A 12,510-nucleotide genomic window follows, 5' to 3' on the forward strand; every position below is an offset into this window, starting at 1 on the left:
GCGCATGACCGCGCCCGAGACACCTGATCCGACCGTCGCCGAGGCCGAACTGGCGCGGCTCAGGGCCGAAGCCGAAGCCGCCGAGGCCCAGTCCCGAGCGGCGCAGGCTCGCGCTGCGCTCGCGGCAGCCGAGGCTGAGGCGGCGAAGGCCCGAGCCGGTGGAGCTGCCGGCGAAGGAACCTCCGCGGTAGAGCCGCAGGAGACCGAGGCGGTGCAGGAGCCGATCGCCCAGCCCGCGCCTTCGCAGACGCCCGCCGGCCCGCTCGCTCAAGAAGACATCGACAAGATCACCACCGGGTACGCGTTCGAGTCGACGACCCTCGACCTCGGCGCGCTCGTCAACGGCGATCCCGTGCCCGCGGCGCAGATCCGGATCCCGCTCGCGATGATGAACCGGCACGGACTCGTTGCGGGCGCGACCGGCACGGGCAAGACCCGCACGCTCCAGGGCCTCGCCGAGCAGCTCGCCGCCAAGGGCGTTCCGGTGTTCGCCGCCGACATCAAGGGAGACCTGTCGGGCGTCGCGACACCGGGCGAGTCCAGCGAGAAGCTGCTGGCCCGCACCACCGGGATCGGGCAGGACTGGAAGGCCGAGGCATCCGTCACCGAGTACTTCGCGCTCGGCGGGATCGGCAAGGGCGTGCCCGTCCGGGCGACCGTCTCGGGCTTCGGACCGCTGCTGCTGAGCAAGGTCCTGGGGCTCAACGAGACGCAGGAGTCGAGCCTCGGGCTCGTGTTCCACTACGCCGACCAGCAGGGCCTGGCGCTCGTCGACCTGGCCGACCTCCGCGCCGTGCTGACGTACCTCACCGGCGACGAGGGCAAGGCCGAGCTCAAGGAGCTCGGCGGACTGTCGGCGGCGACGGCCGGGGTGATCCTGCGCGAGCTGATCACGTTCGCCGACGAGGGCGCCGACGTCTTCTTCGGCGAGCCCGAGTTCGAGGTCTCGGACTTCCTGCGCCTCGCGCCGGACGGCCGCGGCATCATCAGCCTGCTCGAGGTGCCCGGCGTCATCGACAAGCCGGCGCTGTTCTCGACGTTCCTCATGTACCTCCTGGCCGAGCTGTTCGAGGTGCTGCCCGAGGTCGGCGACGCCGACAAACCGAAGCTCGTGTTCTTCTTCGACGAGGCCCACCTGCTGTTCAAGGACGCGTCGAAGGACTTCCTGAGCGCGATCGTGCAGACGGTCCGCCTCATCCGCTCGAAGGGCGTCGGCGTCTTCTTCGTGACGCAGACGCCGAAGGACGTGCCCTCCGACGTGCTCGCGCAGCTCGGTTCGCGGGTGCAGCACGCGCTCCGCGCGTTCACGCCCGACGATGCGAAGGCGCTCCGCGCGACCGTCGGCACCTACCCGAAGTCCGGCTACGACCTCGAGCGCGTGCTGCAGGAGCTCGGCACCGGCGAGGCGATCGTGACGGTCATGAGCGAGAAGGGCGCGCCGACCCCGGTCGCCTGGACCCGGCTGCGCGCGCCGCAGGGACTCATGTCTCCGACACCCGACCCTCAGATCGAGGCGGCGGTGAAGGCGTCCCCGCTGCTGGCCAAGTACGGCACGGCCATCGACCGCGAGTCCGCGCGCGAGATCCTGACCGCGAAGATGAAGGCCGCCGACGACGCCGCCGCGGCCGAGGAGGCCGCGCTGGCCAAGGCCAAGACGGACGCCGAGTTCGCCAAGCAGCAGGCCGCGATCGACAAGGCCCAGGCCGCCGCCGAGAAGAAGGCGCAGCAGGAGTACGACCGCCTGCTGAAGAAGACGCAGGGCACGACTCGCACGTCGCGGAGCACGCAGAAGTCGCCGATCGAGCAGATCCTCGGGTCGAAGGCGACGCAGACGATCCTCGGCGGAGTGATCCGCGGGATGTTCGGCACCGGCCGGCGCTGACCGCCCGGGCACCGCCTAGCCTGGAGGAATGGCGACGAAGCCCCCGAAAGCCGACATCGACGAGACGCAGGTCCGCGTCACGAAGCCGAAGAAGACGGCGGTCGGCGTGCCCGCCGTGCTGCACGCGCTGCAGATCTCGCAGCAGCAGATGGGCGTCGGCCGCTCGGTGCAGACGCTGCTGCGCGTGAACCAGAAGGACGGCTTCGACTGCCCGGGCTGCGCGTGGCCCGAGGAGGACAAGCGGCACGTCGCCGAGTTCTGCGAGAACGGCGCGAAGGCGGTCGCCGAAGAGGCCACGCAGCGCCGGATCGGCCCGGAGTTCTTCGCCGCGCACTCGATCGACGAGCTGCGCGGGCACGATGACTGGTGGCTCGGCCAGCAGGGCCGGCTGACGCAGCCCGTCGTGCTCGACGAGGGCGCCACCCACTACCGGCCCATCTCGTGGGACGACGCGCTCGCCGAGATCGCGGCCGCGCTCGCCGCACTCGACGACCCGGACGAGGCGGTCTTCTACACCTCGGGCCGCACCTCCAATGAGGCCGCATTCCTCTACCAGCTGCTGGTGCGAGGCCTCGGCACCAACAACCTGCCGGACTGCTCGAACATGTGCCACGAGTCCTCGGGATCGGCGCTCACCGAGACCATCGGCATCGGCAAGGGCACCGTCTCGATCGACGACATCCACGACGCCGACCTGCTCATCGTCGCGGGGCAGAACCCGGGCACGAACCACCCGCGCATGCTCTCCGCACTCGAGAAGGCGAAGTCGCGCGGCGCGACCATCATCGCGGTGAACCCGCTGCCCGAGGCCGGGCTCATCCGCTTCGAGAACCCGCAGACCGTCCGCGGCATGGCGCTCGGCGGCACCAAGCTCGCCGACCAGTTCGTGCAGATCCGCCTCGGCGGCGACCAGGCGCTGTTCCAGGCGATCGGCAAGCACCTGCTCGAGGCCGAAGCCCGGGAGGGCGGCGTCCTCGACCACGCCTTCATCGCCGAGCACACCAGCGGCTTCGAGGCCTACCGTCAGGCGATGTCGGATGCCGAATGGGCCGACCTCGTCGAAGCCACCGGAATCCCCGAAGCCCGGCTGCGCCAGGTCGGCGATGCCGTGAAGAGGTCGCGCGCGACCATCGTGTGCTGGGCGATGGGCCTCACCCAGCACAAGCACTCGGTGCCGATGCTGCGCGACGTCGTGAACGTGCTTCTGCTGCAGGGCAACATCGGCCGCGCCGGCGCCGGGGTCTGCCCGGTGCGCGGTCACTCCAACGTGCAAGGCGACCGCACCGTCGGCATCTACGAGAAGCCCTCGACGGCTTTCCTCGATGCGCTCGAGGCCGAGTTCGCCTTCGCGCCGCCCCGTGAGCACGGCTTCGACACCGTGCAGTCGATCCGCGCCATGCGCGACGGCCGCGTGCGGTTCTTCATGGGCATGGGCGGCAACTTCGTCTCGGCGACTCCCGACACCGCCGTCGTCGAGGCGGCCATCGCACGCATCGACCTGAGCGTGCAGGTGTCGACCAAGCTCAACCGCTCGCACGTGGTCACCGGGAGGCGCGCGATCATCCTGCCGACGCTCGGCCGCACCGACCGCGACCGCCGCGGCGGCCGGGAGCAGCGGGTCACCGTCGAGGACTCGATGGGCGCCGTGCACTCCTCGCGCGGCCGCCTCGCGCCGCCGTCGGACGACCTCCTCAGCGAGGTCGCGATCGTGGCGCGGCTGTGCGGCCTGCTGTTCGCAGAAGCGGGTGCCGCGGCATCCGCATCCGGACCTGCCGAGCTCGCGCGACCCAATGCTCCGCGCGCGGACTGGGCCGCGCTCGAGGCCGACTACGCGCTCATCCGCTCGCACATCGAGGCGGTGGTCCCGGGCTTCGACGACTTCGAGCGGCGCGTCGACAAGGGCGGCACCCTCCGGCTGCCCAACGGCCCGCGCGACGAGCGCCGCTTCGCCACCGTCGACGGCAAGGCCCGGTTCACCGTGAACGAGCTCGAGTACCCGCGCATCCCGGCCGGACGCCTGCTGCTGCAGACGCTGCGCTCGCACGACCAGTACAACACCACGATCTACGGCAAGGACGACCGCTATCGCGGGATCCACGGCGGGCGCCGCGTGGTGATGGTGAACGCCGCCGACATCACGGCGCTCGGGTTCGAGGACGGCGAGATCGTCGACCTGGTGTCGGAGTGGGCCGGCCCGGACGGGGTGCAGGAGCGGCGGGCCGAGGAGTTCCGCATCGTCGCCTACCCGACCCCGCGGGGGAACGCCGCCGCGTACTACCCCGAGACCAACGTGCTCGTGCCGCTGGACTCGGTCGCCGACGTCAGTGGCACGCCGACCTCGAAGTCGGTGGTCGTGCGCCTCGAGCGGCGGCGGCATCCCTCGCCTGGCGCCGTGTCTAGGCTGGACGCATGACCCGCGCCGCCGTCATCACGGTCTCCGACCGCTCGTCCGCGGGCGAGCGCGCCGACGCCAGCGGCGCCATCGCCGTCGACGCGCTGCGCACGGCCGGCTTCGACTGCGCCGACCCGGTCGTGGTGCCCGACGGCGCCGACAGCGTCGAGCGGGCGCTGCAGGCCGAGATCGTCGCCGGTGTGAAGCTCATCGTCACCACGGGCGGCACCGGTGTCGCGCCGCGCGACCAGACGCCCGAGGGAACCCTGCGCGTCATCACCCGCGAGATCGCCGGCATCGCTGAGGAGCTCCGCCGTCGCGGCGTCGCAGAGAAGCCCGCCGCGATGCTCACGCGGGGCGTCGCGGGCGTCGTCGACCCGCACGGCGTGCTCGTCGTGAACCTTCCGGGTTCGCCGAAGGCCGTGGCCTCCGGTATGCCCGTCATCGTCTCGGTCGCGGGCCACGTGCTGGATCAGCTCGGCGGGGCGGACCACTGATGCCGGCCGTGCGCCTGGCCGCCATCAGCGCTGAGCCCCTGTCGCTGGACGCGCATCTGGCGGCCGTCGACGACGCCTCCGCCGGCGCCGTGACGACGTTCGTCGGCCGCGTCCGTGACCATGATCCGGATGCCGCGACCCGCGTCGTCGCGCTCGAGTACTCCGCGCATCCCGACGCCGAAGCCGCCCTGCGTCGCATCGCCGAAGCCGCGGCCGGCGACACCGGCGCCATCGTCGCGGTGTCTCACCGCGTCGGCCGGCTCGGCGTCGGCGACGCGGCCGTGGTGATCGCCGTCGCCTCCGCACACCGGGCCGTGGCCTTCGAGGTCTGCCGGGCCGTGATCGAGACCATCAAGACCGAGCTCCCCGTGTGGAAGCGTCAGATCGAGGCCGACGGCACGTCCACCTGGCTGGGCCTCGGCGGCTGAGCCGGCCTTAGCCGCCGAGGCACGTCCACCTGGCTGGGCCTCGGCGGCTGAGCCGGCCTTAGCCGCCGGCGAAGGGCGGCAGCACGTCGACGAGGTCGTCCTCGCCGAGCACCGTGGCGTCGTCGACGCGCGCGCCCCCGACGAGCACCGCGCACCTGGGCAGGATCGGGCCGAGGCCGGAGTGCTCGGCGCTGACGGCGCGGCGAAGATCGCCGAGCGTGGTCTCAATGCGCCGCTCGGTGTCGCGGCCCGCGGCCTCCTGGGCCGCGGCGAAGTAGCGGACGACCGGCACTAGTCCTCCCAGGCGGCGGCGAGGGCGGCGACGGCCTCGAGGGCCTCGGTGATGGCGGCGGGGTCGGTGCCGGCGCGGCCGGCGACGAGTCCTGCGACGAAGGCGCCGAGCGGCGCGGCCGGGCGCGCGACGCCGTTCGCGACGTCGCGGGTGGCGTCGAGGACGGCGGCCACGGGGACGTCGTCCTCCGCGAGATCGAACCGCTGCCGGAGCGTGGCCGCCCAGGCGTCGAGGGCCTCCGGAGGAAGTGTGCGTGACTGCTCGCTCATGACTGCTCCTCTGTCTCGCCGGCGGCGCGGGCGCGGGCCTGTTCCAGATCCTGCCATGTGTCGACGTCTCGGGTGAGGTCGTCGGGTGCGGCGATCACCGTGATCGCGAGATCGGCGAGCAGTGCGCGCACCGGGGCGTCGCGACCCCGGTCGGGGAGAGCGGATGCCGCGGCCCGCAGCGCCCGCGTGCGGTACACGCCGGTGAGCCATTGCGGCCTGCTCGAGGCGTCGCCGAGGCACAGACCGTCGGCGTCGGAGGGGAGGAGCACGATATCGGCCAGCAGTCGGCGCACCGCCGCGCCGGCGGCAGGGAGATCGCAGGCCAGCAGCAGCGTCCATTCGGGGTCGGGCGTCCCCGCGCTGACCTCGTCCTGCAGCGCCGCCACGACGGCGGCCGCGGGACCTCCGAACGGCGGATCCTCGCGCACCCAGGTGACGTCCGCGACGTGCTCGGCGGGTGGACCGACGACGGTGATCGGATGTGCGCCCGCTTCGGATGCCGCGCCCACCGCGGCGTCGAGGAGCGTGCGCCCGCCGACCTCGAACAGCGGCTTGGCCGCGCCGTCCACACGGGTCGCGCGGCCGCCGGCGAGCAGGATCGCGCCCAGCGTGCCGGCCGGGGCGGAGTGCGAGGAGCGGAGTCCGGTCATGGCCCGGGTTCAGTCCTCGTCGGGACGGTGCCAGTCACCGCTCTTGCCACCGGTCTTGGCGATGATCCGGACGTTCTCGATGGAGGTCGCCTTGTCGAGGCCCTTCACCATGTCGACGATCGCGAGGCCGGCGACGGCCACGGCGGTCAGCGCCTCCATCTCGACGCCGGTGCGGTCGGCGGTGCGGACGGTCGCCTCGACGGCGACACCGTCGTCCTCGATCGCGAGGTCGACAACGGCGCCGTGCACGCCGATGACGTGGGCCAGGGGCAGCAGCTCGGGGGTGCGCTTCGCGGCCTGAATCCCGGCGATGCGGGCAACCGCGATCACATCGCCCTTCGGCGTGGTGCCGTCGCGCAGTGCGGCGACCACTTCAACCGAGCACCGCACGAAGCCGCGGGCGGTCGCCGACCGGACGGTGGGCTGCTTGTCGGTCACGTCGACCATACGAGCGTGACCGGCGTCGTCGAGGTGGGTGAAGCTCATGAGATCAGCATGACATCGACGAGATCGCCCGGCTCGACCGTCTCGACGGCGGCGGGGACGACGGCATAGGCCTCCGCACGCCCGAGGCCGCCGGCGAGGTGGGAGCCGCCGCGGGTCGCGGGCACCACGGTCCAGCGCGCCGGGTCGGACCGGTCGATGACGATCGGCAGGTACTGCGTCCGCCCCGGCGGTGTCCGCCACCCCGCGGCTGCGGGCAGGACGATCGCGGGCCGGTCGATGCTCGCGCGCCCCTGCATGCGCAGCAGAGCCGGGCGCACGAAGGCCTCGAACGAGACGGCGGCGCTGACGGGATTGCCGGGCAGGCCGAACAGCAAGGTGCCAGCGGGAGATCGGCCGAAGCCCTGCGGCTTGCCCGGCTGCATGCGGACCTTCGTGAAGGCCATCGCGTCGCCGAGGGTGTTCTTGACGACCTCGTACGCCCCGGCGCTCACTCCGCCCGAGAACACGACGACGTCGGCACCGAGCAGCTCGGCCGCGGCGATGGCCTCGCGTGGTCCGTCGCCGGCATCGGGCACGCTCACTCGAAGCACCACCTCGCCTCCGGCGTCCGCCACCAGCCCTGCCAGGAGCTCGCTGTTGGACTCGGGGATCTGGCCGTGCTCGAGGGGAGTGCCCGGTGCCACCAGCTCCGAGCCGGTCGAGACGACCGCGACCCTCGGCATCCGGCTGACGGTCACCTCCGCGACTCCGGCGGCCGCTGCGGCGGCCAGCTGCCACGAGCCCAGCACCACGCCGGCGGGCAGCAGCTCGTCGCCGGTGCGCGCATCCTCGCCACGGCGGCGGACGTGCGCTCCGGGTCCGCGCGGCGCGCGGAGCACCGCGATGCGGTCCAGTGAGTCGTCGAGGCCGCCCGCGGTGTCCTCGAACGGCACGATCGCGGTCGCATCGGTCGGCACCGGCGCGCCGGTCATGATTCGCGCCGCCTCGCCTGCGGCGAGTGGCGGATCGTCGCCGGTTCCCGCGGGCAGATCGGCGACGACCCGGAGCGTCGCCGGGGCGGCGGCAGAGGCATCCGCCACGTCCTCGAGGCGCACCGCGAACCCGTCCATCGCGGAATTGTCGAAGACCGGGATGTCGACCGCGGCCCGCACCGGCTCGCGCAGCGTGCGTCCGCGCGCCGCCGCGACCGGCACGGTCGCCGACTCGAGCTCGGTGACGGCACGCAGCACGACAGCCAGGTGCTCGGCGATCTCGATGAGGCCGTCGCCGCTCACGCGTCCACCCGGGCCGCGGACTCCGCCGTCCACGCGTCCATACCGCCCGCGAGCACGGCGGCGTCGACGCCGGCCGCGCGCAGGGCGCGTGCCGCGCGGTCCGCTCGCACCCCCACCTGGCAGACCACGATGACGGGACCGGCGCCGGCCAGTGCAGGCTCGGCGAGCAGCCGTCCGAGCGGCAGCTCGACAGCGCCGGGGATCACCCCTCGAGCGGTCTCATGCGGCTCGCGGACGTCGATCAGGGTCGCTCCGCCGGCCAGCGCAGCCCGGGTCGCGTCGGCGTCCAGATGCGGAACGTCTGCGGCAGCGGGCGGGGCCGACACGCGCACCGCGGGCGCAGGCGCCGTCGCGGGTCGCAGCGGGACCTCGTCGGTGCGTCCGCGCAGCGCGTCGATCACGACGACGCGGCCGAGCAGCGGCTCACCGACGCCGGTGATGAGCTTGACGGCCTCGGTCGCGAGCAGCGCGCCGACCTGCAGGCACAGCGAGCCGAGCACGCCGACCTGCGCGCAGGTGGGCACGTCCCCGACCGTCGACGTCGGATACAGATCGCTCAGCCGCACTGGCGCGATTCCCGCGGGCGGCGCCGACCAGAACACCGTCGCCTGTGCGTGGAACTCCTGCACGACCCCCCATACGAGAGGCACCCCGAGCTGCTCGCAGGCGGCGGCCACGGCATCCCGGGTCTCGAAGGTGTCGGTGCCGTCCACGACGACGTGCGCGCCCGCCAGGAGCTCGGCGGCGTTGTCGGGGGTCAGCCGCACGGCCACCGGACGCACGACGGTCCCGGGGGACAGGTCGCCCGCGACGCGTACGGCGGAGTCGACCTTGGGTCGCCCCACATCGGCCACGCGGTGCATCACCTGGCGCTGCAGATTGGATGCCTCGACCTCGTCGTCGTCGATGACCGTGAGCGTTCCGACGCCCGCTGCCGCGAGAGCGAGGACCGTCGGGGACCCGAGGCCTCCCGCGCCGACGACCGCCACGTGCGCGGCCGCCAGCCGGCGCTGCGCGATGTCGCCGAATCCCGCGAGGGCGACGTGCCGCGCCGTCCGCGTGCGCTCGGCGTCGTCGAGGGTTTCGACGGGCGCGACGAGCGGGGGAAAGGGCATGGCTCCAGGGTATCCGCGCGAGAGCACGGGCGGCCGGGCTCGCGACACGGCCGGAAGCAGACGCAGATGCGGCTGATGAGCACTGGAATCTCCGCTGACGCGGGTGCTAGCGTGCCACTATGCCCGCCTACAAGGTTTCCGAAGCCGCCCGCCTGCTCGGGGTGAGCGACGACACCGTGCGTCGCTGGATCGATGCGAGCGCCCTCGAGACCACCGGTGAGTCGCCGGTGATGATCCCGGGCGCCGCGCTCGCGGCACGGGCGGTCGAGCTGGCGGCATCCGCCGCGGCAGCGCCCGACGTGCTCTCGAGCGCGCGCAACCGCTTCGTCGGACTCGTCACCCGCGTGCAGCGCGACGGACTCATGGCGCAGGTCGACATCCAGGCGGGGCCCCACCGGGTCGTCTCGCTGCTGTCCGCCGAGGCCGTGGACGAACTCGGCCTCGAGGTGGGGTCTCTCGCGGCGGCGGTCGTCAAGGCGACCAACGTCATCATCGAAACGCCGAAGGGCTGAGGATGCCGCGTCCCCGCGTTCCCGGGCGCCGCACGCGCGCCGTCCTCACGGCATCGCTCGTGCTGCCGCTGATCGCGGGCTGCGCTGCCGGAGGGGTTGCCGCGAGGTCGGGGACCGCCGCCGACCCGAGCGGACCCCTGACCGTCTTCGCTGCGGCCTCACTGCGCGGAGCGTTCGACGAGCTCGCGGTCGAGTTCGAGCAGCGGCATCCCTCCGTGGACGTGCGTCCGATCTCGTACGACGGCTCCAGCACGCTGGCGACCCAGCTGATCGAAGGGGCGCCGGCGGACGTGTTCGCCTCCGCCGACGAGCAGACCATGGATGCGGTCGTGGCGGCGGGTCTCGCCGCGCCGGCCGAGGTGTTCGCCACGAACACCCTCGTGATCGTCGTGCCCGCGACGGGCGGAGGAACGATCGAGACGCTCGACGACCTCGCCGACCCGAGTCTGACCGTCGTGCTGTGCGCTCCGGCCGTGCCGTGCGGCGCGGCATCCGGAACGCTCCTCGATGCTGCCGGTGTGGCGGTCGAGCCGGCGAGCCTGGAGCAGAACGTGACCGCCGTGCTGACCAAGGTCGCGGCGGGCGAAGCCGACGCCGGGCTCGTCTACGCCACCGACGTGCGCGGTCGCGACGACGTCCGGGCCATCGTTCCGGCGGGGGCCGATCGCGTGGTCAACCGCTATCCGATCGCGGCACTCGGCGAGGCCGCCAATCCCGAAGCCGCGGACGCCTTCGTGGCGTTCGTGCTCTCGGAGGCGGGCCGCGCCGTGCTCGACGACTTCGGATTCGGGGCGCCGTGACCCACGCCCGCGACAGAGTCGGCTTCGTGCCGCGCATCCTCGCGCTGCCCGCGATCGTCGGGCTGGCGCTGCTCACTCTGCCGCTCATCGCCCTGGTGCTGAGGGTCGACTGGTCCACCGTGTGGACGGACGTCACGGCGCCTGAGGCCCTCTCGGCGCTGTGGCTCTCGCTGGCGACGGGACTCACCGCCACCGCGGTGTGCGTCGTGCTCGGGGTTCCGCTCGCCCTCGTCATCGCCCGCAGCGGCGCGCGCACCGCGGCGGTGCTGCGGGCGGTCGTGACGGTGCCGCTGGTCCTCCCGCCGATGGTCGGCGGCGTCGCGATGCTGTTCCTCTTCGGCCGGACCGGCTGGCTCGGCGAGGCGCTGGCGGAATGGGGCATCCGGATCCCGTTCACCACCACCGCCGTGGTCATCGCGCAGACCTTCGTCGCGCTGCCCTTCCTCGTGCTCGCGCTCGAGGGGTCGCTGCGCTCGACCGGCACCGGCTACGAGCAGACGGCCGCGGCCCTCGGCGCGGGGCGCTGGCGCATCCTCGGCACCGTGACGCTGCCGCTCGCCATGCCGGGCCTCGTCGCGGGCGTGGTCCTGTGCTTCGCGCGGGCGATCGGCGAGTTCGGCGCGACGGCGCTGTTCGCCGGGAATGCGCCCGGCGTCACGCAGACCATGCCGCTCGCCATCTACACCGCGTTCAACGGCGCCGGGGTCGGACAGGGCACGGCCGTCGCGCTGTCGCTGCTGCTGCTCGTGACCGCGATCGCCGTGCTGCTCCTCGTGCGCGCCTGGCGTCCGGAGGCGCAGCGATGACGCGCGTTCTCGAGGCGCGGGTTGTGGTCGACCGCCCCGGCTTCCGGCTGGAAGCCGAGCTCGCCGTCAAGCCGGGCGAGGTCATCGCCGTGATGGGGCCGAGCGGTGCAGGCAAGTCCACTCTGCTCGGAGTGCTCGCCGGCCTGGTCGGTCTCGACGAGGGGAAGGTGAGCCTCGGCGACTCCGTCCTCGACGAGGCACCGCGACCGCGCGTGCGCATCGCGCCTTCCGCGCGGGGCATCGTGCTGCTCGGGCAGGACCCGCGCCTCTTCCCGCACCTGTCGGCGCATGCCAACATCGCGTTCGGGCTGCGCGCGCGAGGGGCGGGCAAGACCGCGGCGCTCGCCGAGGCCGATGACTGGCTGTGGCGGGTCGGGCTGGACGGCATGGGGGCGCGGCGGCCCGCCGAGCTCTCGGGCGGGCAGCAGCAGCGGGTCGCTCTCGCGCGTGCCTTGGCGACTTCGCCGGCGGTGCTGCTGCTCGACGAGCCGCTGGCCTCGCTCGACCCCGAGACCGCCGGCGACATCCGCGCTCTGCTGCACGACCAGCTCGCCGTCACCCACACCACGGCGATCGTCGCGACCCACGATGCGGTCGACGCCGTCTCGCTCGCGCAGCGGCTCGTCGTGCTCGAGGGCGGGCGGGTGACGCAGACCGGCGGCGTGCGCGATGTGCTCGGTGGTCCTGCCACCCGCTTCGTCGCCGCCGTCGCCGGCCTCAACCGCGTGGAGGGAACCGCGCGGGCCGGCCGCTGGACGAGGGGAGGAATGACGCTCCGGATCCCGCCAGCCGGCGGGGACGCGGCATCCGATCAGGGTTCGCCCGTCGAGACGGCAGCCGTGTTCCGCCCCTCGGCCGTGCGACTCGACCGGGCCGAGGCCGAGACCTGGACCGGTGCGCTCCGGCTCTCGCCTCCCGATGCCGCCGGGGAGTGGCTCGCGCGCGTCACCCGGCTCGAGCAGACGCCCGCGGGGGTGAGGGTGCGCACCGCCGACCCCGACGTGGCCGTCGACGTCTCCGCGGACCGCGTCGCCGAGCTCGCGCTGGCGCCGGGCGTGCCGGTGCGCCTTCGGGTCGATCCCGCCGATGTGCGCCTGGTTGCGATCGCGGACGCGGCGGGCTCGGCCGGTCCCGGCCCCGGCTGAG

14 protein-coding genes are annotated in these 12,510 nt (G+C 73.4%); 8 read left to right on the plus strand and 6 right to left on the minus strand.

Annotated elements, in window-relative coordinates:
• Positions 1 to 4: 4 nt before the first annotated feature.
• The 4 genes from ASD56_RS12165 to ASD56_RS12180 are packed head-to-tail and all read left to right on the plus strand — an operon-like array spanning position 5 to position 5,199.
• On the plus strand, positions 5 to 1,882 hold the full coding sequence (locus tag ASD56_RS12165) for a helicase HerA-like domain-containing protein (RefSeq protein WP_055966094.1): 1,878 nt from the start codon (positions 5 to 7) through the stop codon (positions 1,880 to 1,882).
• Positions 1,883 to 1,910: 28 nt separating this feature from the next.
• Positions 1,911 to 4,295 carry an FdhF/YdeP family oxidoreductase gene (locus ASD56_RS12170; RefSeq protein WP_055966096.1) on the plus strand — a complete coding sequence of 795 codons (2,385 nt, stop codon included), beginning with the start codon at positions 1,911 to 1,913 and terminating at the stop codon, positions 4,293 to 4,295.
• Positions 4,292 to 4,771, plus strand: coding sequence for a MogA/MoaB family molybdenum cofactor biosynthesis protein (locus ASD56_RS12175; RefSeq protein WP_055966099.1), 480 nt, complete (start codon positions 4,292 to 4,294; stop codon positions 4,769 to 4,771). Before ASD56_RS12170 ends, ASD56_RS12175 begins: the two co-directional genes overlap by 4 nt.
• Complete coding sequence (locus ASD56_RS12180; protein ID WP_055966101.1) at positions 4,771 to 5,199, plus strand: molybdenum cofactor biosynthesis protein MoaE; 429 nt, start codon at positions 4,771 to 4,773, stop codon at positions 5,197 to 5,199. Before ASD56_RS12175 ends, ASD56_RS12180 begins: the two co-directional genes overlap by 1 nt.
• A 58-nt stretch (positions 5,200 to 5,257) precedes the next feature.
• On the opposite strand, the gene ASD56_RS12185 is transcribed toward ASD56_RS12180, so the two are convergent.
• The 6 genes from ASD56_RS12185 to ASD56_RS12210 are packed head-to-tail and all read right to left on the minus strand — an operon-like array spanning position 5,258 to position 9,246.
• Positions 5,258 to 5,491 (minus strand): MoaD/ThiS family protein, encoded by a 234-nt coding sequence (locus ASD56_RS12185; RefSeq protein ID WP_055966102.1) that lies wholly within the window; start codon positions 5,489 to 5,491, stop codon positions 5,258 to 5,260.
• Positions 5,491 to 5,760 (minus strand): DUF6457 domain-containing protein, encoded by a 270-nt coding sequence (locus ASD56_RS12190; protein ID WP_055966104.1) that lies wholly within the window; start codon positions 5,758 to 5,760, stop codon positions 5,491 to 5,493. The genes ASD56_RS12185 and ASD56_RS12190 overlap by 1 nt, the downstream gene beginning before the upstream one ends.
• Positions 5,757 to 6,410: a molybdenum cofactor guanylyltransferase gene (gene mobA / locus ASD56_RS12195; protein WP_055966106.1), complete on the minus strand. Its 654-nt coding sequence runs from the start codon at positions 6,408 to 6,410 to the stop codon at positions 5,757 to 5,759. The genes ASD56_RS12190 and mobA overlap by 4 nt, the downstream gene beginning before the upstream one ends.
• A gap of 9 nt (positions 6,411 to 6,419) precedes the next feature.
• Positions 6,420 to 6,896 carry a cyclic pyranopterin monophosphate synthase MoaC gene (gene moaC, locus ASD56_RS12200; RefSeq protein WP_055966108.1) on the minus strand — a complete coding sequence of 159 codons (477 nt, stop codon included), beginning with the start codon at positions 6,894 to 6,896 and terminating at the stop codon, positions 6,420 to 6,422.
• Complete coding sequence (locus ASD56_RS12205; protein ID WP_055967121.1) at positions 6,893 to 8,131, minus strand: molybdopterin molybdotransferase MoeA; 1,239 nt, start codon at positions 8,129 to 8,131, stop codon at positions 6,893 to 6,895. The genes moaC and ASD56_RS12205 overlap by 4 nt, the downstream gene beginning before the upstream one ends.
• On the minus strand, positions 8,128 to 9,246 hold the full coding sequence (locus ASD56_RS12210; protein WP_055966110.1) for a ThiF family adenylyltransferase: 1,119 nt from the start codon (positions 9,244 to 9,246) through the stop codon (positions 8,128 to 8,130). The genes ASD56_RS12205 and ASD56_RS12210 overlap by 4 nt, the downstream gene beginning before the upstream one ends.
• A gap of 119 nt (positions 9,247 to 9,365) precedes the next feature.
• Here ASD56_RS12210 and ASD56_RS12215 point away from each other — a divergent pair, with 119 nt between their 5' ends.
• Genes ASD56_RS12215 through ASD56_RS12230 form a run of 4 tightly spaced genes read left to right on the plus strand, consistent with a single transcriptional unit; the run spans position 9,366 to position 12,509 of the window.
• Positions 9,366 to 9,758 (plus strand): TOBE domain-containing protein, encoded by a 393-nt coding sequence (locus tag ASD56_RS12215; RefSeq protein ID WP_055966112.1) that lies wholly within the window; start codon positions 9,366 to 9,368, stop codon positions 9,756 to 9,758.
• A gap of 2 nt (positions 9,759 to 9,760) precedes the next feature.
• Positions 9,761 to 10,558, plus strand: coding sequence for a molybdate ABC transporter substrate-binding protein (gene modA / locus ASD56_RS12220; RefSeq protein WP_055966114.1), 798 nt, complete (start codon positions 9,761 to 9,763; stop codon positions 10,556 to 10,558).
• Between the two features lie 26 nt (positions 10,559 to 10,584).
• Positions 10,585 to 11,364 (plus strand): ABC transporter permease, encoded by a 780-nt coding sequence (locus tag ASD56_RS12225; RefSeq protein WP_442922403.1) that lies wholly within the window; start codon positions 10,585 to 10,587, stop codon positions 11,362 to 11,364.
• Positions 11,361 to 12,509 carry a sulfate/molybdate ABC transporter ATP-binding protein gene (locus ASD56_RS12230; protein WP_200947519.1) on the plus strand — a complete coding sequence of 383 codons (1,149 nt, stop codon included), beginning with the start codon at positions 11,361 to 11,363 and terminating at the stop codon, positions 12,507 to 12,509. The genes ASD56_RS12225 and ASD56_RS12230 overlap by 4 nt, the downstream gene beginning before the upstream one ends.
• The last annotated feature ends 1 nt before the right edge of the window (position 12,510 follow it).

Origin of the sequence: Microbacterium sp. Root166 (assembly GCF_001427145.1) — a bacterium.
Classification (GTDB): Bacteria; Actinomycetota; Actinomycetes; order Actinomycetales; family Microbacteriaceae; genus Microbacterium.

Excerpts from the sequence above, each read along its gene's own strand:
- ASD56_RS12165 (WP_055966094.1), top strand. The coding sequence starts at position 5 with ATGACCGCGCCCGAGACACCTGATCCGACCGTCGCCGAGGCCGAACTG.
- ASD56_RS12170 (WP_055966096.1), top strand. The coding sequence starts at position 1,911 with ATGGCGACGAAGCCCCCGAAAGCCGACATCGACGAGACGCAGGTCCGC.
- ASD56_RS12175 (WP_055966099.1), top strand. The coding sequence starts at position 4,292 with ATGACCCGCGCCGCCGTCATCACGGTCTCCGACCGCTCGTCCGCGGGC.
- ASD56_RS12180 (WP_055966101.1), top strand. The coding sequence starts at position 4,771 with ATGCCGGCCGTGCGCCTGGCCGCCATCAGCGCTGAGCCCCTGTCGCTG.
- ASD56_RS12190 (WP_055966104.1), bottom strand. The coding sequence starts at position 5,760 with ATGAGCGAGCAGTCACGCACACTTCCTCCGGAGGCCCTCGACGCCTGG.
- mobA (WP_055966106.1), bottom strand. The coding sequence starts at position 6,410 with ATGACCGGACTCCGCTCCTCGCACTCCGCCCCGGCCGGCACGCTGGGC.
- moaC (WP_055966108.1), bottom strand. The coding sequence starts at position 6,896 with ATGAGCTTCACCCACCTCGACGACGCCGGTCACGCTCGTATGGTCGAC.
- ASD56_RS12210 (WP_055966110.1), bottom strand. The coding sequence starts at position 9,246 with ATGCCCTTTCCCCCGCTCGTCGCGCCCGTCGAAACCCTCGACGACGCC.
- ASD56_RS12215 (WP_055966112.1), top strand. The coding sequence starts at position 9,366 with ATGCCCGCCTACAAGGTTTCCGAAGCCGCCCGCCTGCTCGGGGTGAGC.
- modA (WP_055966114.1), top strand. The coding sequence starts at position 9,761 with ATGCCGCGTCCCCGCGTTCCCGGGCGCCGCACGCGCGCCGTCCTCACG.
- ASD56_RS12230 (WP_200947519.1), top strand. The coding sequence starts at position 11,361 with ATGACGCGCGTTCTCGAGGCGCGGGTTGTGGTCGACCGCCCCGGCTTC.